Raw genomic sequence first — 24286 nt, 5'->3', positions numbered from 1 at the left:
ATGCATTCATCCATGCTCAACGAGGTGTCAGCTCGCCGTGTATTGGGGGCAACCACGAAACAATCATCAGGGTCAGCACAGCCGGTAACGATCTCGAGTGGTGTTGTTGAGGACAGGCGCACCAGGCCTGCGAAGCGCGGAGATTCTCGCCTCGCCGTGTGTGGTTTTAACTTCGAGTACCACAATCGGGGCGGTACGCCGAAAAAATAGTGATGTCCTGGTCGATGTCTTAACTCTCCGGATAGTAAACATCCGGGGCGGCGGCAAGTGGCGAATGGATGGTATCCGAAGGGTTCGTTTGGCTCTTCTCACTTATGCGCTACCGGCGTTGGCGAGCGCTACTTACGTGATGTGTGGCCTGAGGGCAGGAGCGATGTCTGGAGGCTCAGGGGCGCCGGGCGGCCTGGCGTTCGTAGGCCAATAAGGCCAGGAGCCCCACGCCTACGCCGAACCAGAGGGTGGTCAGACGAATCAGGTAGGTCGCTGCCAGCGCGGTGGCCTGGCTGGTAAGCAGGCCCAGAAGCATCAACGCGCCGACCATCGTGCCCTCGGTCAGCCCGAGTCCGCCGGGAAGAAAGCTCAGCGCGCCGAGCAGCGTGGAGATGGCGTAGACGAAGAGCGCCTTAAAGAGAGTGAGATCCACGGCGCCCAGGGCGTCCAGGAGCATCCAGAAGGCCACCCCTTCCAGTGACCAGGACAGCGCACTTAAGAGGGTGGTCGAGGAGAGCATCCCGACCGAGAGGAGCGCGCGGGTCGAGGTGTAGGCCTGTTCCAGCGCGGGGCGTAGCTTTCGCGTCGGCGCAAAGGCGTCCAGCAGGTGGAGCACCCGGTTGACCAGCGCCCGGGATTGCAGGGCGGCGATCAGCAGCAGGACCGCTACCAGGGAGACGGCAAAGACCCCGGCGCCAAATTTAAAGGTCAGGATGCCGAGTCCGCCGATGAGAAAGAGGCCCAGCAGGTCGGAGAGGCGCTCGGCGAAGACCACCGGGGCGCTGCGTGCCACTGCCACCCCCAGGCTGCGGCGGAGCAGGGCGCTTTTGAGCACCTCGCCGACCTTGCCCGGAGAGAGCGACATGACCAGCCCGGCTAAAAAGATCAGAAAGCTCAGCCGCGTGGGGGCCTCGATCTGCAGGCGGCGCAGGTAGAGCTCCCACCTGGCAAAGCGCAGCCCGTAGTTGAGCGCACTGAGAGCGCAGGCCATGAGCACCACGCCGATGGGGACCCGAGCGATGGCCGGGAGGAGTTGATCCAGATCGGCCCAGAGCGCAAACCCTCCGTAGAGCACCACGGCAGAGACCAGCGCCCAGACCAGTTTCTTGATCGGAATCGAGGCGCGTGCGGGAGCAGGAGCAGACATGCGGAGCCCTGAGAGAGAGCGTGTAAAAGGAAGGTAAAGGCGAGCTTTACGCCTCTTTTCGTGCTGGGCTAACATGGCTGCAGATGAGAGGGAACGCAACGCTTCATTGGGTTGGGTGCGGGCATGAAACAGCGAGTAAGAAGAGGCCGGCTGAGGGCGCGGGCCGTCGGGTTGGTGTGGATCGTGTGTGTCGCGCTCCCCGGGTGCGCCTACGGCTACGCCGCACGTGAAGGTCGCCGCGCGCCGGCGCGCGAGCAGACTTCCCCGACGCCTACGGCGAAGTCGCCCGAAGCCGGGGAGAGCCCGGCCGCCGACGAAGGTGATTCCGAGTTCCAAGCGGAGGCGTTTCCCGACGATCGGTGTGCCGATCTGATCTTCGAGGTTCATTATTATGATGATGACGCACGCCTGCTGCGCCGGGTGGCCTGTGAGAGTGGTGAGGTCGTCCGTGTGCAGCGCTCCCCGATGACCGGCAGCGTGCTGGAGACCCTGCGCCAGACCCGCCACCCCGCGCAGATGTGGTACGTGTTGGTGGACCCGGAGGGCGTGCGCACCCGATATCTCTCCAACCCTCAGCTGCGCGAGCTTCAGTCCCGCTATACCCTGGAGCTTGTCGGGCGCGACCCGGTGGATGACGTGCTGATCTATCAGCTTGAAGGCGAAGGTTTTTAGGAGGCACTCATGCAGGACGGGCATCCCCCGCAAGTAGGTGAAGAGCAGGTAACGTTGAGTCCCGAGTTGCAGGAGGAGGTGCGCCTGGCCCGGCGTTGTTTTGCGCAGATTGAGCGGCTGACAACGGTGATGGCCAGCTATCCACCGGGGCACCCGGTGGTGGAGAATGCGGTGCAGGGGCTGCGCGACGCGTTTTATCAGTTCTTTGAGCTGACCGATCGCCTCACCGTGCAGATACACCCCCACTGGATGGACCTTTACGGGGCCGGGGAGACGGTCTGGGAGACGCAGGAGCCGCGAGACTACTGCTTCGCTCTTAGCCGCGATGGCGTTTACCTGATTCATATCCTGGCCGGCGTCGATGATACCGAGCTGCGCCAGCTGGTCAGCGTGCTCAATGAGCTGGTCGACCAGCGGGACATGTCCACCGACGCGGTGTCCATGCTCTTTGAGGCCGGGTTTCGCTACATCTCGTACGACGCGATCGATGAGTCGCTGGCGTTGCTGGCGGGGTTGGATAACGACGTTCGAAATCGCGACACCCGCGAGGAGCAGGAGGCGATCGAAGAGCTCTTCAATGAGGCGTTTGACAAAGAACTCGACGAACGGGTGGGGAGCGGCCAGGGCATGGAGGCCGACTTTGAAGTGCGCCTGCAGCGCCGTGGCGAGAAGCAGATGAAGCTGGAGGTGGGCTCGCGCCAGTTTCTGCAACTCGATGACCAGGCCCGGGCACATCTCGAGGATCTCAAGCGCGGGTTTACCGAGCATCATGAGCTGGAGCATCGCCAGGGGGAGGTGCTCTCGGCGCTGCTGGGAGCGCGTCCACGGGCCAAGCTGCGGCGCGGAGCCGTGGCGCAGATCGGCAACGTTATGGGGGCGCTCCTGGAGACCAACGCGCCCTGGGAGGCACTCTCCTTTTTGAAGTTGATCCATCGCTGGCGTGACAAGTTCCAGGTCGAGGTCGCCGGCGAGCTCAAAGAGGCCGTCAAGGAGTGCTTCACTCAGACGCGTATTCATGCCCTTAACAAGCAGGTAGCCACCGCCGGTCAGGGCCCGCGCCGGGCGATCCTTCAGATGTACAACGCGCTTCACCTGGAGGCGGCCAGCGAGGGACTCATCGAAGTGCTGGGATGGGACTTAGAAGACGAAGCGCGCGACGACATTCTGCGCTACGTCCGCCAGCGGGCTCGCCGCGGTCTGGACTTTATTGAGCGGGCGTTGCCGCGGGTTGCCGGTGAGCGCGCGGCCCCCCTGGTGGAACTTCTGGTGGGGTTGATGCCCCGCTCCCGGCCGTTGCTGCTGGATGTGATTAAGGGGCAGATGGAGCCGAGCCTCAAACTCAAGGCGCTGGTGGCCCTGCGTGGCACCTGGTCCGACGTCAATGAGGTGCGCGATGTGCTGGTGCCCCTGGTGCGCGGCTCCCATTCCGGGTTGCGCCTGGAGGCGCTACGGGCGCTGGCTGCGGCCACCCCGGCGCATGTCCTGCGGGTGGTGGAGCCCTTGCTGGATGCCCGGCTTGCCAGACGTCCCGACGAGGAGGTGCGGGAGTTGGTGGGGGTGCTCGTCGCGCATGGCGGGCCGGCGGCCGTGGAGAAGTTGCGAGAGCTTGTCCAGCGCCGCGGCATTGTGGCTGACGAGGAGCAAGAGTTGGCGGTGGCCATCGTTAAGGCCATGATCAAGAGCCCGACCCCGGAGGTTGTGCAGCTGCTGGAGGCCGTGGCCAAAGACTGGCTGGTGGCCGGACGCATCCGCTCCACCTGCAAGGAAATCGTGGAGTTGATGCAGTAAGGGGCCGCATCGCGTACTTAAGGCCCTCGGCAGATCTGGCGAGCGGGCCACCTATCAGGAAGAAGCCATGAGCGACGAAGCAGAACATCAAGTCGAACCCGCCGAAAGTGTGGTGAGCCACGTGTCGATCGACCCCGAAGACGCGCAGGCGTTTGGCCGCTTTGTGGTCGATAGCGTTTACCGCATCATGAAGGTGGCCTCGATTTACAGCGTCGATCACAACCAGACCCGTCAGGCGATGGAGGCCTTTATGCCGGCCTTCAAAGAGAGCGTCTCTCGGGTTGAAGGCGGCACCATCTCGGTGACAATTCGCGGAGAATTGTGCAGCGTCAACGGGGAGACGCTCCGACTTCGACGCAAAGAGCAGGAACGCCTGGGCGAACTCTACACGATCTTTAAGGCGGCGGTGATCCGAGGCATTGCCTTTGAGGCGGCCATGACGATCGAGGACCTGGTCGCGTTTCTCTCAGCGCTCAATGAGGCCGGGCGTGGCGGTCAGGGGATGGAGCATGTGCAGGTGCCCCATATCGTCATCCAGCATGGCACCCCGGATCAGTCGATTCTGGAGGCGGTCGCGCAGGTGAATAAGGCGATGTACGTCGCCCACATCTACATTCGTGGTCTGGTCAAGGTGCGAAATATGCACCAGCACGTGCAGGAGACTCGCTCATCGGAGGTGCCCACCGGGGTGGTGCGTCGCATCTTGCAGACGGTCTCGGAGCTACTGTCGGATGATGACTTTACGATCCTGGGGCTCTTGCCCCTGCGTCTGGTGCCCCCGGACATCAGCTCGCACTCGGTGAATACGGCGATTTACGCCATGTTGCTGGCAGACCGCCTGGGGCTGAGCCCGCAGATGACGGCGTATGTGGGGGTGGCGGCGATCTACCAGGATATTGATCGTCTGGTGGGGATTTCGGTGGGGCACCGCGATCGCGACGCCGGGCTGGATTCGCATCGACAGTTTTCGGCGAACCTGCGGGATGTGGCGCTGATGCTGGACCATGTCGATGGCGACGTGATCTCTACGCTGCGCGTGCTCCTGACCTACGAGCGTGGGTGCGCCTTTGAGCAAGAGGTGGGGCGCCCGTTTTATCGCGCACCGCGCAAGCTGCATCTGATCTGCCGCATCATCGATCTGTGTCGCACCTATGATCTTTTGATTCAGGGGCTGCAGGGCTACAAAACGCGTCGCCCGGACCTGGCCATTCAGTATGTGCAGAGTCGCGCCGGCGAGGTCTTTGACCCGCATTTGACCGAGCTGCTGGTCTCCACCCTGGGGCTTTTTCCGATTGGCACGGTGGTGCGGTTGAGCTCTGGCGAGTCGGCGGTGGTCATTCGCACGCCGGCTCCGGCGGCGGATCCGCGCCGGCCGGTGGTGCGGCTGCTCAATCGCCGCGATCCGATGGTCATCGACCTGAGCGATGCGCGATATGAGCATATCGAGATCGCCGGTTCTCTGGAGCAGCAGGAAGAGGGTATGGAGTCGAATGCCTCGCAGATCTTCCTGCTCACCTGAGCCCGGGAGGGCGACGTGCTGATACATGCCCGTCTCCCCCAAGGGAAGGGAGGTGCGGAGAGGGCACAGCGCGAGGGTTAGTCCACGCCGATGATGCCCTTTTCAAAGAGGGCGGCCAGCAGGGTCAGGGTTTCCAGGCGTGGCATCGCGCTCATGTCCAGGATGTCTTCGTAGCAGAGCATTCCGTCGATCTGGCTGAGCAAGAATCCGGCGCGGTGATCCAGCGCCAGGTTGCCGATATCGTTCATGGCCACTCGCAGGGAGGGAATCTGCAGCAGGGAGCCCAGACGATCTTGCTGCACGCGGGCCAGCTCATCCTCCAGTACGCCCCGGAGCTGGCGGGCCTCGGGGTGTTCGCGCTGGTGGAGCACCTCGCTGATGATGTCGAGGGAGGAGGTGAATTCGCCCTGTTCATAGAGTCGGCGAGCCCGGGCGACGAGCTGGTCAAGGTTGAGCTCGGCATCGGAGAACTCGGAGCCGGGGCCGTCAACCTCTTCAATGACAAAGGACGAGGCCATCTCACTCAGCGGCCGGCTGCGCACTCCGGTTGGGGCGTCATGGGCGAAGGGATTGGTGGCCTTGGCGCTTTCCGGGAGAGCCTGGAGCTGGCTGGGGGTGGGCTCGTTGCCCACTTCACGCACCAGCGGCTCCCCGCGGTAGTGAGGGTTGCGCGGGACTTCGGAGAGTTCGAAGAGAGCCCCCATGGAACTCTCCGCGGCCAGAGAGTCGGCCAGCGCGAAGAACTCGTCTTCGTCCACCTGGTCGTCTCGAAGGGAGCCCTCGTCAGCGTCGGGGGGAACCGCGGCGAAGGGAATCGGGGTATTGCCTCGTGGGGAAGTTGCTTCCCGATGTTGTTGGAAGAGCGAGGCACTGGGTTGGGGCGCCAGGGGGGTGTCGTGGCGCTCCCGGGTTCGCTTCAACGCGGGCATCTGCCCGGTCGGGCGTTCGTGCTCTACGTCGGAGGATGGCCTGGCGAGCGAGTGGCTATGCGAGAGCGTGGAGGCCCGGGCGGGGTTCGCGGGCGGGGGAACGACGTCGAGAGCGTCTGGCGCTTGTGGCGCGGCGCCTGCGGCATTTAAGGGAGGCGGAAAGAAGAAGTCGTCTTCCGGCTCGGCGATCTGTCCGGGAGCGGACCCAGCGCCTGCGGCATTTAAGGGAGGCGGAAAGAAGAAGTCGTCTTCTGGCTCGACGCTATGTCCGGGAGCGGACCCGGCGCCTGCGGCATTTAAGGGAGGCGGAAAGAAGAAGTCGTCTTCCGGCTCGACGACCTGACCGGGCACCGAGTCGGGGACTGTGAACGGGGTTGCCTGCGGCGGTGCCGGGGTTGGCGAGGGGCCCAGATCAAAGTCGAAGTCGTCTTCAGCAGCGGGCGGGCCGGGGCGGAAGGCGGAGTTGGACGCCGGGGCGGGCTGTGCCGCGCTGTCAAAGCTGTCAATCCGGTCGGCGGAGGCCGCAGAATCGAAGGGTTGGTCGAAACCGAAATCAAACGCGTCGTTTTGCGAATCCCCTGCGGAGGCATCGGGGGAGGGGGGCATGGGGGTGGACGCCGGACTGAGTCCAAACGCCCCTGTGTCGCCCGGCGGTCCGGTGTTCGTCGCGGGCTCGCTGAGTTCGTTGAGCAGGGCTTCAATGGGCGTTGAGATCGAGGCGCCCATGGCGAAGTCATATCCCTGAGAGACCTTATTGGGTGGCGAGCTGGCGGCGTTCTCGCTGGAGGGAGCCTCCCGGTTCGAGTCCCAGAAGGGGGCCGAGGGCGAAGCGCCGAGCGCAAAGTCGTAGCCGGCTGAGCTCTCGTCCGGAGTCACATCCTCGAAGTCGTCGAAGTCCTCGAAGTCGTCGAAGAACGCGTCGATATCGGCATCGGACCCGGCGCCGGTTTCAAACGAGGAGAGGATACGCGAGAGGCCGGTAGGCTCCTGGGGCCCGGCGAAATCGTTGGTTTCCTGAGGGGCGGCGGCCGGCGTACCGGAGTAAAGGGCGGGGAGCTGACTCGGGTCTAAGGGGCGAGTGTGCTCGGAGGCGTCTTCGTGAGGCGCGGTATCGCGAGGTGAGAGTTCGCCTCCCAGGCCAAGTCTGGCCAGCGCCGCACTCGGATCGATGCGCCGCGTGTGTTCGCCAATATCCGAGTGCTCCGAAGAAAGGTCATCGCCGAGAGCGAACTCCAGGCTATCTTCGGTGCCCGGATCGTCGAGCCGCCAGCTGGCATCGGAGCCGCCCAGGTTCAGGTGTTCGAAGAAGCCGCCATCATCCTCCGGCTCGCTGTCGAGTTCGAAGAATGCATCGAACTCCTCGGGGCTGACCTCGTCGATCTCTTCGATTTGAATGAGTTCGGCATCACTGATGGCATCGAAGTCATCGAATCCCTCGAAGTCGTCCAGGCTCACCAGATCGTCGAAGTCGCCGAGCATCTCCAGGTCGTTGAAGAGCTCGAACTCTCCAGAAGGGCGCAGGCGTTCCAGGTGTCGGTCACACCAGCGGGTCGCCTGCTCAAAGGTCGCCGGGTCGGGGGCCTGGCCCAGCGCTCGGATGAGTTGTGCGGACTCCGCATCGTTAAGTCCGGAGATGCGAAGCACCCGCATCAGCGCCAGTGCGTTGGGGGCATCATGCCCTTGCAATGCGGAGCGCAGTTTCTTCAGATGGCCCCGTTGTTGTTCGGCATCAGGCACGTGCGTCATGAAAGTTCACCGGCTCTTCTACAGCTTGAAAGATCAGGGTGGTGCGTGCGGACGTCAGGCTCCCATGGCGGCGGCTTTGACCGACTGGAGGACTTTTTGAATGCTTTCAGCCGTGTGGTTAAGCTCCGTGGCATCTTTGGTGTCAATCGCCGCCCGTGCCTGCTCAATGCTCTGGGAGACGCGTCCTCGCAGGTGCTCCAGGAGGTGCCCCTCACCATTGCTTTCGGCCCGTTCGGTGAGTTTTTCGAGCTCCCGGACCGCCTTACGGATCTGACCGCGGATGCGCTCCAACTCTTCATCGCGTTTGAGTTCGACCAGGTAGTCCTGGTTCTCGTCGATCATGTTCTGGATTTCTTCTTCGGTCAGCCCGCTGGTTGCGGTGACCGTGATGGACTGTTCCTTGCCCGTCTCCAGATCGCGGGCCTGAACCGAGACAATGCCGTCGGCGCTGATCTCAAAGGCAACTTCGACCTCCACCTCGCCGGCCGGGGCGCGGCGCAGCCCACTTAAGACAAACTCGCCAAGCATCTCGTTCTCTTCGGCGGTGGGAGACTCGCCCTGGAGCACGATGATTTTTACCGAGGTCTGGTTCTCACGCACCGTGGTGAAGATGTGGCCATGGCTGGTGGGGATGGTGGCGTTGGCCTCGATCAGGACCTCGAAACCACCGCCGTGGACCATGATTCCGAGGCTGTGCGGGGTCACGTCGAGCAGGAGCACATCGCTGCTGCCCTCGATCAGGGCCGCGCCCTGCACCGAGGCGCCGAGTGCGACGGCCTCATCGGGGTGGACCTGTTTGGAGGGGGCTTTGCCGAAGTAATCGCGCACCGCGGCCTGGATGCGGGGCATGCGGGTCATGCCGCCGACGAGAATCACGTCGTCGATGTCATCGACCTCCAGGCCACTCTCCTGGAGGGTCGCCTGGCAGATCTTGATGGTGCGTTGCACCAGATCGATGACCAGCTCCTCAAAGGCGTCGCGGGTCAACGTGGTTTGCAGGTGCAGGGCTTCGCCATCGTCGCGGCTGTGAATGAAGGGCAGGCTGATTTCGGTTTCCGGCATCGCGGAGAGCTCGATCTTGGCCTTTTCCGCCGCGTCGCGCAGGCGTTGGAGCGCCATCTCATCTTTGCGCAGGTCGACTTTGTGCTCGCGGGCAAACTCAAAGGCCAGGTGTTCGATGATGCGCGCGTCGAAGTCTTCTCCGCCCAGGAAGGTGTCGCCGGCGGTGGAGAGCACATCGAAGACGCCCTCGTGGATGTCGAGGATGGAGATGTCAAAGGTGCCGCCGCCCAGGTCGTAAATGGCCACGGTGGCGTCGAGCTCTTTGCCAAAGCCGTAGGCCAGGGCGGCGGCGGTGGGCTCGTTGATGATGCGTACAATATCGAGTCCGGCGATGCGGCCGGCGTCGCGCGTGGCGGTGCGCTGGTTGTCGTTAAAGTACGCCGGGACGGTGACCACGGCTTTGGTGGGCTCCTCGCCGAGAAATTCCTGGGCGACGAGCTTCATCTCCTGGAGCACGATGCTGGAGAGCTCCGGCAGGCTGTACTCTTTGTCACGCAGCTTGATGCGTACATCTTCGTGCGGGCCCTGAACGATCTCGTAGGGGCAGGTCTCAATGCAGTGGCGAACCTCCGAGGAGTTCCACTTGCGACCGATCAGGCGCTTGGAGGCGTAGACCGTATGGCGCGCGTTGGTGATCGCCTGGCGCTTGGCCATTTGCCCCACCAGACGTCGGCCGCTCTCGGTGATGGCGACGACGCTGGGGGTGGTTTTGTAGCCGCCCTTATTTGGAATGACCTGCGGGGTGCCACCTTCGACGATGGCGACACAGGAGTTGGTAGTCCCAAGGTCGATTCCGATGATGCGCTCCATGCATACTCCTTAAAGGGCGTGCGTTGTGGCGGGTTGATGCGTCGTGCCGTTGGCGAGGATTGCGTCAGGCGCGGAGCTCCTGGAGTTGCGCCAGAAGATCTGCAGCGTCGGGTTGGAGCTCTAGCGCGCGCTCCAGATGGTAGATCGCGTCGGCCGGTGATTGTTTCTTGATGTATATCTCGCTCAGAATACGCAGCGCGTCAACGGAGCCGGCTTCGATCTTGTAGGCCGCGCGGGCAAAGGCCAGCGCGTCGTCCAGGTGGTGGTCCCGGGCTAAGAGGGTGCGGGCGACGCGCAGTGCCAGGAGCGGATCCCGCTTGAGCGTGAGGGCTTTGCGGAACTCGCGCAAGGCCGCGCTCACATCGTTGTGTTCCAGGTGAGCGTCGCCGCGGCGAACCAGCAGCTGAAAGGCCATCGCACGTTTGCGCTCGCTGGCGACCTCCTCCAGAGGTTCGCTGCGCTGCGCGAGGGGAGTGGAGGCCGGTATTGGGGGCTGCGGAGGTTCCTGCGCCAGCGAGGCGTCGTAATCCCGGCGCTTGTTGCGGTTGGAGAGCGTCTGATAGGCGCGGGTGATGCGCTGAAAAATCTTTTCGATGCGCATCTCATAGTCGCCGAGCAACTTACGGAAGAAGCGATCGGGATGGTAGCGCTTCGACATGGCGAAGTAGGCGTTGCGCAGCTCGCGACGGGCACAGTCGTCGGGGACTCCCAGAAGTTCGTAGTAGTTCACGGCGTCGAGCTGCTCGTAGACGAAGACGACTTCCCGCTTGAAGTCTTCGTCGAGTTCGACGCTCTGCGCCAGGAGCTCTTGATCGAAGGCAAAGTCGGCCAGGGCCATCGGAAAACGCGCGACGATCGCCCGGGCGAGGTCCTGGTCTTTGTCCGGAGCCGGCTCGTCAGCCTCGGGTGGGGAGGGCTCCGGAGCCGCGGTGGCGGCAGGGGGCTCGACGCCGGGCAATTCGATGAGCCCGCTTCGCCACAGGCGCTCGATGCACTCCATGGTTTTGGAGCGGCCCAGCCCGCTGACCGAACAGAGCTGGCCGACCGACATCGAACCGTCGACGCGCGAGAGTACAAAGAACTCTTCGGGCGTCAGCGGAGAGCTCAAGCTGCGGAAGTCGACCCCGTTCAGCACGCGTGGGGCGAGCGTCTCGTCGATGGAAGGCATCGTCTGACCGATCGTGGTAGCCAGGCACGCCCGGAGTAAGCGAGCGCGACTGCCGGCAGTTCTGAAGTCACGTGGCGAGGACCCGGGACGCCGAGGGCGTTCCGGAGCTGAGGTGAGGATGATGAGAGGGCGAATGCCTGTTGAGAGGATACTTCCGGTGCGGCGCGGTGGCAAGGCGTCTGCCACCGCGCCGGCCTACCGCGGAGCGCTCAGTCGGCGACCACTTTCAGGGCGCGTTCCAGGCGCTCAAGCGCCTCGTCGATGTCGGCGTCGGTGACGATAAGCGGGGGAACAAAACGCAGGGTGTGTCCTCCGGCGGTGTTGATCAGGAGGCCTTCGGCCCGGGCGGCCTCCACAACCCGGCGAGCGTAGTCGTCCTGGCATTCCACGCCGACCATCAACCCGATGCCGCGAACATCGATCATGAATTCGTAGCGCTCGGCCAGCTTGCTCAGGCCTTGTTGCAGACGCTCCCCGCGGGCGCGGGCGTTCTCCAGCAGGTTGTCGCGGGCAATGGTTTCGAGCACCGTGTTGCCGGCGCGGCAGGCCAGGGGGTTGCCCCCGGCGGTCGAGCCGTGGCTGCCCGGGACCCAGGCCTGCCAGACCTTCTCCGTGGCCAGCGTCGCCCCCAGGGGCACCCCACCACCGAGGCCCTTGGCCAGGGTCATAATGTCGGGAGTCACGCCAAAGTGCTGGTAGGCAAAGAGGCTGCCGGTGCGGCCCACGCCGGTCTGGACCTCGTCGAAGATGAGCAGAGCGCCGTGTTGGTCGCAGAGCTCGCGCACGCCTTTGAGGTAGGCGGCGTCGGCCGGGCGCAGGCCACCTTCGCCCTGGATGGGTTCGATCATCACCGCGGCGGTGTCACGGCCGATGACCTCTTTAAGTGCGTCGAGGTCGTTGAAGGGCACGTATTGGAAGCCGGGAACCAGGGGCTCAAACCCCTCGTGGTACTTGGGCTGGCCGGTGGCGGTGACAGTGGCCAGCGTGCGCCCGTGGAAGGAGTGCTTCATGGTGATGATGCCGGTTTTGTCCTGACGGCCGGCGACGACTTTCTGGTAGCGGCGGGCCAGTTTGAGCGCGGCTTCGTTGGCCTCGGCCCCCGAGCTGCAGAAGAAGACGCGGTCGGCGAAGCTCGCCGCGACCAGGGCTTCCAACAGCTTAATTTGCTCGGTGCTGTAATAGAGGTTGGAGACGTGGGTCAGCCGGCCCAGCTGGTCGCGCAGCGCTTCGACCAGGGTGGGGTTGGCGTGTCCGAGGGCGCAGACCGCGATTCCGGCCACAAAGTCCAGGTATTCGTTGCCCTCGGTGTCGGTCAGGCGCACGCCCTGGCCGTGGTCGAAGATCACCGGCGCCGGCGCATAGTTGGGGCTGTTGAGGTGGGCGGCCTTCTCGAGCAACACAGCAGTATCGGTCATGGCAAGGTGTCCTTTTTTTAGAGGATGTAGCGGCTCAGGTCTTCGTCCTGGAGGACGCCTTCAAGGCGCTCGCGGACATAGTCAGCGGTGACCACGATGTCCTGGTCTTCGAGTTCCGGGGCTTCAAAGGAGAGGGCTTCAAAGACCTTTTCCATGATGGTGTGCAGGCGGCGGGCGCCGATGTTCTCCAGGGTCTCGTTCACCTGGTAGGCCATCTCAGCGATGGTGCCGATGGCCTCATCGTCGAAGGTCACCTCGATGCCCTCGGTGCTCATCAGCTCAATGTACTGACGGGTCAGGCTGTTGCGCGGCTCGGTGAGGATGCGCTGGAAATCCTGCTGGGTGAGGCTCTCCAACTCCACGCGAATGGGGAAGCGTCCCTGAAGCTCCGGGATCAGGTCCGAGGGCTTGGAGACGTGGAAGGCGCCGGCGGCGATGAAGAGGATATGATCGGTTTTGACCACACCGTGCTTGGTGGTGACCGAGGAGCCCTCGACGATCGGCAGCAGGTCGCGCTGGACGCCCTCGCGGGAGACATCGGGGCCGTGCTGGCTCTCGCGCCCGGCGATTTTATCGACTTCGTCCAGGAAGATGATGCCCGATTGCTGGGTACGCTGGAGGGCCTCTTGGGTGATCTGGTCCATGTCGATGAGGCGGCCGGCTTCTTCTTTGACCAGCGCGTTGAGCGCGTCTTTGACCTTGACCCGCTTCTTCTTACGGCGTTTGGGGAACATGTTGCCAAACACGCTGCCCAGATCCATCTCCTCCATGCCCTTTTGGCCGGAGAAGACCTCGATGACCGGGTTGGAGGAGTCGGTGAGTTCGATTTCGATGGAGTCGTCGTCAAACTCTCCCTGGCGCAGGCGTTGGCGCAGGTGCTCGCGCACGTTTTTGGGGGCCTCGTCGGTGGACTGAATGGTGCCGTCCTCGCCGACGATAAACGCCTTCTTCGGGGTGTGGGTCGGGTCCAGGGGCGGACGCTCGGTGTTTTTGAGTTCAAGCTGGTCGAGGATACGCTCCTCGGCGATCTCGCGGGCGCGCTCCTCGACGCGTTCCTCGGCTTCGGCCTTGACCAAATTGATGCCCAACTCCAGCAGGTCGCGCACCATGCTCTCGACGTCGCGGCCGACGTAGCCGACTTCGGTAAACTTGGAGGCTTCGACCTTCAGAAAGGGGGCTCTGGCGAGTTTGGCCAGGCGCCGGGCGATCTCGGTTTTGCCCACCCCGGTGGGGCCGATCATGATGATGTTTTTGGGCATGATCTCGTCGCGCAGCTCCTCATCGAGCTGTTGGCGGCGCCAGCGGTTGCGTAGTGCCACGGCCACCGCGCGTTTGGCGGCGTGCTGTCCGACGATGTAGCGGTCCAGCGCGGCTACGATCTGCCGCGGGGTCAGCTCCAGATCTTCGTGGGAGGTGCGAGAGGAAGTAGCCATGATGAGGTTCCGTAGGTCGACAGAGGCGGCCGGGCAGCCCGAGAGGCCAGGGTCAGCTTGAGGTTGAGGGAAGCTCCTCAATGGTCAACGAATCGTTGGTAAAGACGCAGAGCTCCGCGGCGATCTTGAGGGAGGATTCGGCGATGGTGCGCGCGTCGAGCTCGGTGTGGCGTACCAGTGCCCGGGCCGCACTCAGGGCATAGGATCCCCCGGAGCCGATGGCGATGACGCCTTCTTCGGGCTCAATGACGTCGCCGGTGCCGCTGATCAGCAGGGTGGTTTCGCTATCGGCGGCGATCAGCAGAGCTTCCAGGCGGCGGAGCATGCGGTCGGTGCGCCAGTCTTTGGCCAGCTCGACGGCCGCGCGGGTAAGGTTGCCGTTGAATTTTTTGAGTTTCTCTTCGAGCTTCTCAAAGAGGGTGAAGGCGTCGGCGGTGGAACCGGCAAATCCGCAGAGGACTTTATCGCCGTGGAGGCGGCGCACCTTTCGGGCGGTGGCCTTCATCACGATCTTTTCGCCCATGGTGACCTGACCGTCACCGGCGACGACGACCTTGTCGTTGCGACGCACGCTGACGATGGTGGTGCCTCGAAAGCTCATGGCTCACTCGTCGGTAGAAGAGGGGGAGGATGGCTCTTTGGCGCGTCGGCGCCGCGTGGCGCGGGCGCGCGGGTGGGCAGCATCGTAGACCTCCATAAGCCTGTCAATTGAGACGTGGGTGTAGCGCTGGGTGGTCGAGAGGTTGGAGTGCCCCAGCAGTTCCTGAATGCCGCGCAGGTCGGCGCCGGCGTCGAGCAGGTGTGTGGCATAGGAGTGGCGAAGCCCGTGGGGCGTCAGCGAGGTGTCGAGCCCGGCGCGCACCAGGTGATCTTTGAGCAGGCGCCGTACCGAGCGGTCGCTGAGCCGGCCACCGCGGTGGTTTAGGAAGATCGCGTCGGCATCGGTCTTGTCTCCCACCAGCTCGTGGCGGCGCGCCAGGTAGCGCTCCAGCGCGGCGCAGGCTTTGGTGCCCAGGGGCACTTTGCGCTCCTTGTTACCTTTGCCCACTGTCTGCACCCAGCCCTGCTGCAGATCGATGTCCTGCTTGTTGAGCCCGACCAACTCCGAGACCCGCAGCCCGGCGCCGTAGCCCACTTCCCAGATCGCCATGTCGCGCACCCCCAGCACCGAGTCGCCGCGGTGCCCGTCGAGGAGGTGGAAGATCTCGTCAACGCCCAGGTAGTTGCGCAGCGGTTTCTGGACTTTGGGCGAAGAGAGGAGCTCGGCGGGGTTGCTCTCGACCAGGCGTTTCTTGTTGAGGAAGGTCCAGAAGGAGCGGAGCGTGGAGATCTTACGGGCCAGCGAAGACGCCTGATTCTCGTCGAAGCGATCGGCAATAAATGCGCGCAGATCGTGGAGCGTGAGTTCGCCCGGGTCGGGGTTCTCGCGCCCGCGTTCGGCCAGAAAATCGGCCAGCTGTCGTAGATCGCTGGCGTAGGCGCGTCGGGTGTGAGCGCTGGCGCCGCGCTCCACGCGCAGGTAGGTGATAAACTGGTCGATACGCTCGGCGAGCAAGGGGCTCCTTAAGGGGCACAGGGATGATGGGGGAGAGGGCCTTAGTTGGTGGTGCGCTCGACTTTGTACACGCCTTTGATCTTCTCAATGGTGCGCATGGCACGCTTGAGTTGATCGGTGTTCTGCACCAGGACCTCGAAGGTGTTGACGGCGCGATGGTCTTCGGTGGTCACGCACTGGGCCTGGCTGATGTTGACGCCGGTGGCGGAGAAGGCCTGGCTGATGTTGGCCAGCAGGCCGGGTTTATCGGTGCAGTAGACGCGCACCGACACCGGGCGCCGGGCGTTGTCCGGCACGCTGGTATCGTTGGCCCAGCGCACCGCGATCTGGCGTTCGCGCTCCAGATGCGAGATGCGGCTGCACTCACGGGTATGGACCGAGAGGCCGCGTCCGCGGGTGACAAAGCCCACGATCTCATCGCCGGGCAAGGGATTGCAGCATTTCGCATACTGCACCATCACGTCTTCGATGCCGTCGAGGACCACGCCGGTCTTGCCGCGATGGACCAGTTTGTCCCAGAGCTGGCCGATCTTCGATTCGTTCTCCACCGCCCGGGCTTTCTTGTTTTCGGTGGGGTAGATCTTCTCGACGATGGTGTCGGGCTGGGTCTTGCCGTAGCCGATGTCGGCGAGCATGTCGTCGACGGAGTTAAAGCGGCTTAAGTCGGCGGCTTTTGCCAGGTTGCCAGCGCGATCCCAGGCGCGGATGTTGGTCTGGTAGCGCTTGAGCTCTTTGTCCAGGAGCTCGCGTCCCAGTTCCTGGCTGCGTTCGCGCTGTTCGCGGCGTACGGAGTTGCGAATCTTGGTGCGCGCGCGACTGGTGGTCACAAAGTTGAGCCAGTCTTTGTTGGGGCGCTGATTCTTGTGAGTGAGGATCTCGACGATGTCGCCGTTGTGAAGCTCGGTCTTCAGCGGGACCATCATGCCGTTGACCTTGGCGCCGGAGCAGTGCGCGCCGACCTCGGAGTGAATCGCAAAGGCGAAGTCCACACAGGTCGCGCCGGCCGGGAAGCTCAGAACATCGCCATCGGGGGTGAAGACGTAGACCTCGTCGTGGAAGAGGTCGATCTTGACCGACTCCAGAAACTCCATGGGATCTTCGTGATCCTGGTGCTCCTCCATCAGGCGGTGGAGCCAGGCGAACTTCTGGTCGTCTTTGTCGGGTACGGCCTTGCCCTCTTTGTAGAGCCAGTGGGCGGCGATCCCCTCCTCGGCGACTTTGTGCATGTCGTGGGTGCGAATCTGGATCTCGATGCGTTCCTGGTAGGGGCCGATCACCGAGGTATGCAGCGACTGGTAGCCGTTGGGTTTGGAGATCGCGATGTAGTCTTTAAAGCGTCCCGGGATGGGTTTCCACAGGTTATGCACCAGGCCCAGCGACTCGTAGCATTGCACCCGCTCGTCGACGAGAATGCGGAAGGCCAGCACGTCGAAGACCTGCTCAAACTCGATCTGGTTGTGACGCATCTTGCGGTAGATGCTCCAGAAGTTTTTGGGCCGTCCGTAGACTTCGCCGCCGATGTTATTCTCGCTTAAGAGCTCCTGGAGGATCGTGATGACCTCGCGGATGAAGTTCTCGCGCTGACGCTTCTTGGAGGCCACCTTCTCGGCGATGTCGTAGTAGGCCTCGGTGTGGAGGTAGCGAAAGGAGAGGTCTTCGAGCTCGGTTTTGACCCAGTTCAGCCCCAGGCGATGGGCCAGTGGCGAGTAAATGTCCATGGTCTCCCGGGAGATGCGCTCCTGGGAGGAGGGGCTCATGTACTTGAGGGTGCGCATGTTATGGAGGCGGTCGGCGAGCTTGACCAAGATCACGCGCAGATCGCGGCTCATGGCGATGATCATCTTGCGGATGTTCTCCGCCTGAGCTTCTTCACGGGTGTTGAACTGAAATTTAGAGAGTTTGGTGACCCCGTCGACCAGATAGGCGACGTCTTCGCCGAAGCGCTCGCGCAGCTCCTCCACGGTGGTGTCGGTGTCTTCCACGGTGTCGTGGAGCAGGCCGGCGACCAGGCTGGCCACGTCCAGGCGCAGATCCGCAATAATGTCCATCACCTCAAGGGGATGGCTCATGTAGGGCTCGCCGCTCTTGCGCATCTGGCCTTCGTGCATGGCGGCGGCAAATTCGTAGGCTTCGCGCAGCTGGGCAATGTCCGGATCCGGGTGGTAGGAGCGGACTTTTTTGATAATGGAGTTCAGGCGGTTTTGAAGTTGCATTGACTCGACGACTCCCGGGCAAATAGCCAGAGCAAAGCGCTCCAGAGATAGAACCGAACGCCGGGGGCAAACATTCGCAGGGGGCCGGCGCCAACTGTCCGCCGGGTTAGCGGACATCGGTCATGGTAACGGAGCGTTGCGTCGAATCAAAGAAAGAAGGGGGGAGGAGTGCAGGTGGATCAGCCCATGATTTCCACGCCCAGGGGCATTTCCAGATCGAGGTCTGCCGCGCGGACGTAGGCGATGAGCGCGTCGAGGTAGGTGGGCAGCGGCGGGCAGAGGTCGTGGCCTTCGAGCGCGTCCAGGGTGTGAATGGAGTTGTAGATGGTCAGGTGATTGAAGTCGTCGAGAAACTGGCGGGGGTTTCGGGTGAAACGCTCCAGGTAGGGGAACTTCATCAACAGACGGGTGAGGCGGTAGGGAAGCAGCCCCACCGGGGCGCTGCGTCCGGCGCGGTCGGCTACCAGCTGGAAGACGCGGCGAGCAGAGAGGGGGTTGGGATCGCAGAGGTGGAAGGTGCGTCCGGCGGCGTCGTCGCGCAGGCTGATGCGGTGCATGGCCCGGCAGACGAAGTCGACCGGGACCAGATTTAGCGGCTTGTCGCCGCGCCCCGGCATGGGGATGGGCACGATCGAGGGCATGTTGACCAGGGCGTTGATCAGGTAATAGGGCCCGGCCATCCGGTCGATCTCGCCGGTCTGGGAGTCGCCGACGATGATGCTGGGGCGAAAGATCGAGATGGGCAGGTGTTCCATGGCCTGGCGCATGGCCTGCTCGGCCTGGAACTTGCTCTCTTCGTAGGCGTTGCGGAAGCCCTGCCCCTCGTCGAGTTCCTCTTCCATGATGACGCCGGCGCGGTCGCCGCTGACAAAAGCCGTGGAGAGGTGGTTGAGGCGCTCCAGATGCTGCATTTCGTAGGCGGTATCCAGGATGTTGCGGGCCCCGCGCACGTTGACCTCAAAGGCCTCGGAGCGTTCCACGCCCAGAAACCAGATGCTGGCGATGTGGTAGATGTCGGTGACGTTGGCGATAAGCTCCAGGTACTCGCGGCCCGAGAGGCCCAGATCCAGGGCGACGACGTCACCGCTCATCAGGTGGACGCGTTGACGAGAGGCATCGAGCTTTTGTAGCTGGCGGTCGGCCTCGTCGAGCGCGTCCGGGCGCACCAGCAGGCGCACCACCGACTCGGGCTCGTCACTGAGGATGGTCTCCACGAGCTTTCGGGCCACGAAACTCGGGAAGCCCGTGATCAGGATGTCGCGTCTTCGGGTAGGCTCGGTCATCGCAGGGGATCCATGGCTTAAGCGGGCGTGCGGGCGCTGCCGCCGGTGCGCACCCGCTCATTGATGGTGGAGAATAGCTCTTCGACTTGGGCTTGAGTGTGGTCGAGGCTCTGGTCGTTGTCGATCACAAAGTCGGCAACCTTGAGCTTATCGGCCAGGGGCATCTGAGCGTCGATGCGACGTTGCGCGTCGGTCCGGGAGAGATCGTCGCGGCTCATCAGGCGTTGCAGCTGGGTTTGTGGGCTGCAGGCCACGACGATCAGGGCGTCGAAGGCCCGGTAGAGACCGTTTTCGACGATCAGCGCGGCATCATAGAGCACCCAGGGCTCACCACGCTCAAAGGCCGCGGCGCTCTGGCGGGCCATTTCCTGGGCGATGCGCGGGTGGGTGATGGTCCCCAGGCGCGCGCGCGCGTCGGCGTCCTGGAATATGCGTTCGCCAAGCGAGGTACGGTTGAGCGTGCCGTCGCGGTGGAGCACATCTTCGCCGAAGGTCTCCACGATCTCGGAGAGCGCGGGTTGGCCGGGTTCGACGATTTTGCGGGCGATGAGATCAGCGTCGATGACGGTGACGCCGAGCGCGCGGAAATAGTGGCTGACGGTAGATTTGCCGCTGGCGATGCCACCGGTCAGACCGAGGACCACACCGGGTGAGTTCGTTGACACCTTTTAGCCCCTCGTACTAGGACTCGCCGGACTTTGCGCCGACAAATGGCGGAACATGAAGGCCTTATCGTTTCAGGGCCGGTTGATAGCATCGACAGGGAAAGCATGCAAAGGCGGGCGAGTTCGATTCGAGCCAGACGCAGGGGGCGTCGACAGGGGCAGCGATGGTTGCGTCAGGCGGGGAGGCCGGCGGTGGCATCGGCGGCGCTGGTGCTCGGGGGGCTGCTGGCGCTCTATGCGGCCGCCGGCGCCCCGGGCTGGGCTCAGGCCGGGCCGATGCCCAGCGTGGCCAGCGCCCTGGCGATCGTGCTGGTGGTCGCGCTGGGGTCACTGGCGCTGGGCTGGACGCTCAGGAAGCGGGGCTCCGCGCTGGGAACCCTTGCGGCGCTGGCGATGGTGGTCGGGTTCGGGCTTCTTACCGGCGCCTGGCTGCTGGGCCACGGGAGGTTGCCGGTGGGCACGCTGGTGCTGCCCATGCACCAGACCCTGCAGACCTACAAGGTGCAGCAGGGCAATCGCCGCGTCGATGTGATGCTGCCGCTGCGCATGACCCTGGAGTCGGTGGTGCTGGGGCGAGAGCCGGCGGCCAACATCGCGTTGTCGCGCATCGGGGAGTCCGGAGTGCCGGCGCAGCGCCTGGGACCCGGCCAGAGCGTGGATGTGAGTGGACTGCGCTTTGCGTTTGTGGGGCTGGTGCCTCAGACCGACGTGTATCGCGCGGTGGTGCGAAGTCAGGCCGAGAACACGATCCCGGCCGCCGGTGTGGTGGGCGATACGTTAAACTTAGCCATCGGTGGAGAGGGGTACGAGGTGATCACGACCACCGCGAATTACCTCGACGCGCTGGGACCGGCGGTGCAGCTGGAGGACGCTCGGGGGCAGCGATTCTGGGTGTTTGAAGAGCCGGCTGATGCGCGGACGCCGGGGTTTGAACACGGGCTCTGGCTGGAGGAGTTGCAGGAGGTTCCGGCGGCGGTGATCCAGGTCAGTCCGGTGCGGCCTTTCGGGATGTTGGGCGCGGGCGCCGGGCTCTGCGTGACGGGGTTTCTCTTGATGTGCGTGGCCGGAATCGGGGGAGGGGGCAGAAGACATGAGGACGATGAGGAGCACGCTGACGCCAGCGATGATGAGGGCGAGCCATGAGCCAGGTATCGGACCAGGGTTGGCGGGCCGGCGCGTTGCGCCTGAGCCTGGTGGGAGGTGGCGTCGGCACCGCGGGGCTGGTGGCCTCGTTGTGGTTTGGCGCGGCGCCGGGGATGTTGGTGGCTCTGGCTGGCCTGGGGAGCTTCGCTGCCCTGGTGGGGCTGGGGCCGCTGGCCAGGGGCATTGAGACTGGCCGGGTGCGTCTGGGCGCGTCATTGCTGGTGTTGGCGGTGATCGCCGGATCTTTGCTCAGCCTGGGCGCGGGATCTCCCGGCGAACTCTCTACGCTGGGCGCGATGTGGACGATGCAGGGCGCGGCCTGGCTCGCTGCGCTCGCCACGCTTTTTGTGGCCAGCACCGCCGCCGGTCGCTCGGGGGCGGCAGTGGCCGGACTCTCGGCGGCGCTGGGGCTGGGCGTGCTCGGGGTGTGGGCCGAACGCGCGGCCTCCAGCACGGCCAACTTTGCCTGGCCGCTGGCCTCGGCCGGCGAGCCCCTGATGTGGGGCATCCCCTCGGTGCGTCAGGCCGCGGAGCTGCGGCTGCCGCTGGTCCTGGGGGCCGATGGGGCCGCCGGGGTGCTGGCCTCGGCGGTGGTGGTGGCGCTGGTGGCGGCGGTGGCCGGGTCCAACCTCGTGGCCCCGACCCATCCGCTGCGCGCGCTGGCCGGCAAGCTCTGGGCCGGGGCTGCGCTGGGGTTCGGAGTGACGCTGGGCATGGTGATGGGCGCTCGGGTTGATGTGGCCCGTCTGCTGGCGGAGCCCCGGGTACGCCAGAGTGCTCAGGAGTGGCTCTCGACACGCCAGCTGCCGGTGAGTTTTGCCGACCAGGGGCAGGCGCTGGCCGACCTGGGCGCGGTGCCAGCGGTGGTGGATGCCGGAGCGATGGGGGCGGAGTGGATCGCGTTGCTGGCCGGGACGCTGATGTGCGCCTGGGCGGCCTGGGGCGCGATGCGCCCGGCGCCGCTTAGCGAGGAGGCGAACGCCGCGGGGCAGGAGCTGGCCCACGGGTTGCTCGGGCGCGCGGTGGCGCTGCTGGCGCTGGCCTGGTCCTGGGGGCTGCTGGTGACCTGGGAGTCGACCGGGGCGTTCGGGGTCTTTACCCGCGCGGAGTGGGCCGGGCTGGCGGCGCCGCTGGTGGTGCTGGGTCTGCATCAGGCCGGTGCTGACCCGGGTGCGCTCGGAGCGCCGGCGCGTCGAAACGCCGGGTGGGTGGCGCTGGCATTTGTCAGCGCGCTCCTTCTGTGGGTATGGAGCCACGGGGCGGCGCCGGGTGTCGGCGTTCGTCCCTTCTAGCAGGACCTATTAACTTCGGCTCCAAGGTCGGCAAGGCGCCTTTTGGGGTGCCCGCCGACGGCGGTGCGTTGAGGAGCAGTACATGAGCGCGATCTACAAAGTGACCAAGGCGGAGTTTATCAAGAGTGGCACCAGGCCCTCGCACTTTCCGCCGCCCCTGCAACCGGAGATCGCGTTTGGGGGGGCGAGCAACGTGGGTAAATCCAGCCTGATCAACTCGTTGGTCGGTCGCAATAAGCTGGTCAAAACCAGTAAGACCCCGGGGCACACCCAGACGATCAACTTCTTCAACATCAACGATGAGCTGGTCTTTGTGGATCTGCCCGGTTACGGGTTTGCCAAGGTCCCCCTGGAGGTCAAAGCGGCCTGGGGACCGATGATGGAGCGCTACCTGGGAGGGCGTCCGACCCTGCGCGCGATCGTCTGTGTGATGGATCTGCGCCGCGGCGTGCGTGACGACGATATGATGCTCATCGAGTCGGCACCGCTCTTCGGGATTCAGCCGATCCTGGTCTTCACCAAAGCTGATAAGTTCGGCAAAAACGCCGGTCAGCAACGCCTCCGCGAGATCGCCCGCGAGCTGGGCTGCCCGCCCGGAGAGCTGGTGTTGTATTCGAGCACCAACGGCCAGGGGGGGGAGCAGCTCTGGGACCGCATCCGACAGGTGACCGGCGTATGAGCGAGGAGAGCTGGGGTGAGCCCACCCCCGGGGCGTTTGGTCAGGGGCTGACGGTGCGGCGCGCGCGGCCCGAGGATCTCGATGCGATTATGGCCGTGGAGACCCGGGCCCATCACCATCCCTGGCAGCGCGAGAGCTTTGCGCGCGAGTTTACCCTGGAGTGGTCGCGGATCTGGGTGGTCTGCGCCGACGACGAGATCGCCGGGTTTCTGGCCTTCTGGCGGGTGCTCGACGAGCTGCACATTCTCGATGTGGCGGTGCACCCCGACTTTCAGCGTCGGGGCATCGCCCGGGCGCTCCTGCAGATGTTGCTGGCGCTGGGCCAGGCTCATGAGGTGGTGGCAGTGTTGCTGGAAGTGCGTGTGAGCAACGCACCGGCGCTCGGACTCTACAAGAGTCTGGGCTTTAAGCGCATGGGCCGGCGCAAGCGCTACTATGAAGATGGTGAGGATGCCTGGGTGATGTGTGCCGAGTTGGGCTGAAAAGGATCGGGGCGCGAGGTTGATCCTGCGTGCTGAGTCTTGTAATGGGGAGGCGTCGATCGCCCCCCTCACACCCCGCGACGGAGTCTCTCGTGAACAAGCAGCTCAAAGTCTTCTCCGGCAGTAGCCATCCGGAGTTCTGCAAGTCGATCTGCAACCACCTGGGCGTGGAGCCCGGAAAGAGCACCACGGTTCGATTCAGTAATGAGAACATGATGGTGCAGATCGAGGAGAACGTGCGCGAGTGCGATGTCTTCGTCGTGCAGACCTCGGCGTCGCCGGTTCATGACAACCTCTTTGAACTCTTGATCATGATCGACGCGCTGCGTTCGGCTTCGGCCTCGCGCATTACCGCGGTGATGCCCTACATTCCTTATATTCGCAGCGATAAAAAGGATCGTCCGCGCATCTCGATCACCGCGCGTCTGGTCGCCGATCTGCTCAAGACCGCCGGGGCCGATCGCGTGCTTACCATGGACCTGCACTCGGCCCAGGCTCAGGGGTTCTTCCGGATGCCCGTGGATCAGCTTCAGGGAGCGGGCCCGATCTGCGATCGTCTCCGGGAGGAAGAGGGCCGCGAGGACTGGGTGCTGGTGGCCGCCGATGCCGGCGAAGCCAAAGACCTGGGGCGCTACGCCAACCGTCTGGACCTGCCGATGGCGATCATCGACAAGCGTCGTGACGGTGATGATGAGCGCCCGCGTGCGGTCAGCCTGATCGGTGATGTTCGCGATAAGGTGGCGGTGATCGTCGATGATGAAATCGCCAGCGGCGGCACGCTGATCGAAGCAGCGACCTTCCTCAAAGAGAAGGGCGCCTCGAAGGTGCTGGCCACGGCCACCCATCCGATCTTCAGCTCGAACGCTGCCGAGCGCATCGATAGCGCCTTTATCGATAAGGTATTTGTGACGGATACAGTGCCGCTTGGAGCGCATCAGCAATCGGATAAGGTCGAGGTTATCTCGGTGACCCGGCACTTTGCCGAAGCCATCAATCGCATTCATGATGGACGCTCGGTCAGTGAGCTTTTTAGCACCAAGAAGCCCATGAAGCAGGGCTGAGACGGTCGATTTAG

Annotated in this window: 19 protein-coding genes; 8 read left to right on the top strand and 11 right to left on the bottom strand. The window is 64.1% G+C overall.

Annotated elements, in window-relative coordinates:
- Positions 1 to 385: 385 nt before the first annotated feature.
- On the bottom strand, positions 386 to 1357 hold the full coding sequence (locus tag DL240_RS19905; RefSeq protein WP_158542350.1) for a lysylphosphatidylglycerol synthase transmembrane domain-containing protein: 972 nt from the start codon (positions 1355 to 1357) through the stop codon (positions 386 to 388).
- A 183-nt stretch (positions 1358 to 1540) separates the two neighbouring features.
- Here DL240_RS19905 and DL240_RS19900 point away from each other — a divergent pair, with 183 nt between their 5' ends.
- The 3 genes from DL240_RS19900 to DL240_RS04460 all read left to right on the top strand — a co-directional run bounded on the left by DL240_RS19900 (position 1541) and on the right by DL240_RS04460 (position 5336).
- Positions 1541 to 2029: a hypothetical protein gene (locus DL240_RS19900; protein WP_158542349.1), complete on the top strand. Its 489-nt coding sequence runs from the start codon at positions 1541 to 1543 to the stop codon at positions 2027 to 2029.
- 9 nt (positions 2030 to 2038) lie between these two features.
- On the top strand, positions 2039 to 3817 hold the full coding sequence (locus DL240_RS04465) for a HEAT repeat domain-containing protein (RefSeq protein WP_146618097.1): 1779 nt from the start codon (positions 2039 to 2041) through the stop codon (positions 3815 to 3817).
- A gap of 67 nt (positions 3818 to 3884) precedes the next feature.
- On the top strand, positions 3885 to 5336 hold the full coding sequence (locus DL240_RS04460; protein WP_111728642.1) for an HD-GYP domain-containing protein: 1452 nt from the start codon (positions 3885 to 3887) through the stop codon (positions 5334 to 5336).
- Between the two features lie 77 nt (positions 5337 to 5413).
- Here DL240_RS04460 and DL240_RS04455 read toward each other — a convergent pair whose 3' ends face one another.
- From DL240_RS04455 to coaE, 10 genes are all read right to left on the bottom strand, one after another.
- Positions 5414 to 8011 (bottom strand): hypothetical protein, encoded by a 2598-nt coding sequence (locus tag DL240_RS04455; protein ID WP_111728641.1) that lies wholly within the window; start codon positions 8009 to 8011, stop codon positions 5414 to 5416.
- A 54-nt stretch (positions 8012 to 8065) separates the two neighbouring features.
- Positions 8066 to 9883 carry a molecular chaperone DnaK gene (dnaK, locus tag DL240_RS04450; RefSeq protein WP_111728640.1) on the bottom strand — a complete coding sequence of 606 codons (1818 nt, stop codon included), beginning with the start codon at positions 9881 to 9883 and terminating at the stop codon, positions 8066 to 8068.
- A 64-nt stretch (positions 9884 to 9947) separates the two neighbouring features.
- Entirely contained in the window at positions 9948 to 11051 is a 1104-nt protein-coding gene (locus DL240_RS04445; protein ID WP_111728639.1) for a J domain-containing protein, read from the bottom strand.
- Positions 11052 to 11260: 209 nt separating this feature from the next.
- On the bottom strand, positions 11261 to 12466 hold the full coding sequence (locus DL240_RS04440) for an acetylornithine transaminase (RefSeq protein ID WP_111728638.1): 1206 nt from the start codon (positions 12464 to 12466) through the stop codon (positions 11261 to 11263).
- A gap of 17 nt (positions 12467 to 12483) precedes the next feature.
- Entirely contained in the window at positions 12484 to 13899 is a 1416-nt protein-coding gene (gene hslU / locus DL240_RS04435; RefSeq protein WP_111728637.1) for an ATP-dependent protease ATPase subunit HslU, read from the bottom strand.
- Between the two features lie 52 nt (positions 13900 to 13951).
- Positions 13952 to 14500, bottom strand: a complete 549-nt coding sequence (gene hslV / locus DL240_RS04430; protein WP_111728636.1) for an ATP-dependent protease subunit HslV — start codon at positions 14498 to 14500, stop codon at positions 13952 to 13954.
- A 3-nt stretch (positions 14501 to 14503) separates the two neighbouring features.
- The gene (locus DL240_RS04425) at positions 14504 to 15454 is read right to left on the bottom strand and encodes a tyrosine recombinase XerC (protein ID WP_158542348.1); all 951 of its coding nucleotides are present in this window, start codon (positions 15452 to 15454) and stop codon (positions 14504 to 14506) included.
- A 41-nt stretch (positions 15455 to 15495) separates the two neighbouring features.
- The gene (locus DL240_RS04420) at positions 15496 to 17667 is read right to left on the bottom strand and encodes a RelA/SpoT family protein (protein ID WP_111728634.1); all 2172 of its coding nucleotides are present in this window, start codon (positions 17665 to 17667) and stop codon (positions 15496 to 15498) included.
- 179 nt (positions 17668 to 17846) lie between these two features.
- Positions 17847 to 18950 carry an SDR family oxidoreductase gene (locus DL240_RS04415; protein ID WP_111728633.1) on the bottom strand — a complete coding sequence of 368 codons (1104 nt, stop codon included), beginning with the start codon at positions 18948 to 18950 and terminating at the stop codon, positions 17847 to 17849.
- 17 nt (positions 18951 to 18967) lie between these two features.
- Complete coding sequence (gene coaE, locus DL240_RS04410) at positions 18968 to 19615, bottom strand: dephospho-CoA kinase (protein WP_111728632.1); 648 nt, start codon at positions 19613 to 19615, stop codon at positions 18968 to 18970.
- A 192-nt stretch (positions 19616 to 19807) separates the two neighbouring features.
- Between coaE and DL240_RS04405 the strand changes: the two genes are divergently transcribed.
- From DL240_RS04405 to DL240_RS04380, 5 genes are all read left to right on the top strand, one after another.
- Complete coding sequence (locus tag DL240_RS04405) at positions 19808 to 20758, top strand: hypothetical protein (protein ID WP_111728631.1); 951 nt, start codon at positions 19808 to 19810, stop codon at positions 20756 to 20758.
- Entirely contained in the window at positions 20755 to 22050 is a 1296-nt protein-coding gene (locus DL240_RS19560) for a hypothetical protein (protein ID WP_146618096.1), read from the top strand. The genes DL240_RS04405 and DL240_RS19560 overlap by 4 nt, the downstream gene beginning before the upstream one ends.
- Before the next feature lie 82 nt (positions 22051 to 22132).
- Complete coding sequence (gene yihA, locus DL240_RS04390) at positions 22133 to 22729, top strand: ribosome biogenesis GTP-binding protein YihA/YsxC (protein WP_111728628.1); 597 nt, start codon at positions 22133 to 22135, stop codon at positions 22727 to 22729.
- On the top strand, positions 22726 to 23211 hold the full coding sequence (rimI, locus tag DL240_RS04385) for a ribosomal protein S18-alanine N-acetyltransferase (protein ID WP_111728627.1): 486 nt from the start codon (positions 22726 to 22728) through the stop codon (positions 23209 to 23211). The genes yihA and rimI overlap by 4 nt, the downstream gene beginning before the upstream one ends.
- Positions 23212 to 23303: 92 nt before the next feature.
- The gene (locus tag DL240_RS04380) at positions 23304 to 24272 is read left to right on the top strand and encodes a ribose-phosphate diphosphokinase (RefSeq protein WP_111728626.1); all 969 of its coding nucleotides are present in this window, start codon (positions 23304 to 23306) and stop codon (positions 24270 to 24272) included.
- The last annotated feature ends 14 nt before the right edge of the window (positions 24273 to 24286 follow it).

It is taken from the genome of Lujinxingia litoralis, assembly GCF_003260125.1.
GTDB lineage: Bacteria > Myxococcota_A > Bradymonadia > Bradymonadales > Bradymonadaceae > Lujinxingia > Lujinxingia litoralis.
This window is presented reverse-complemented; position numbering and strand designations above follow the sequence as displayed.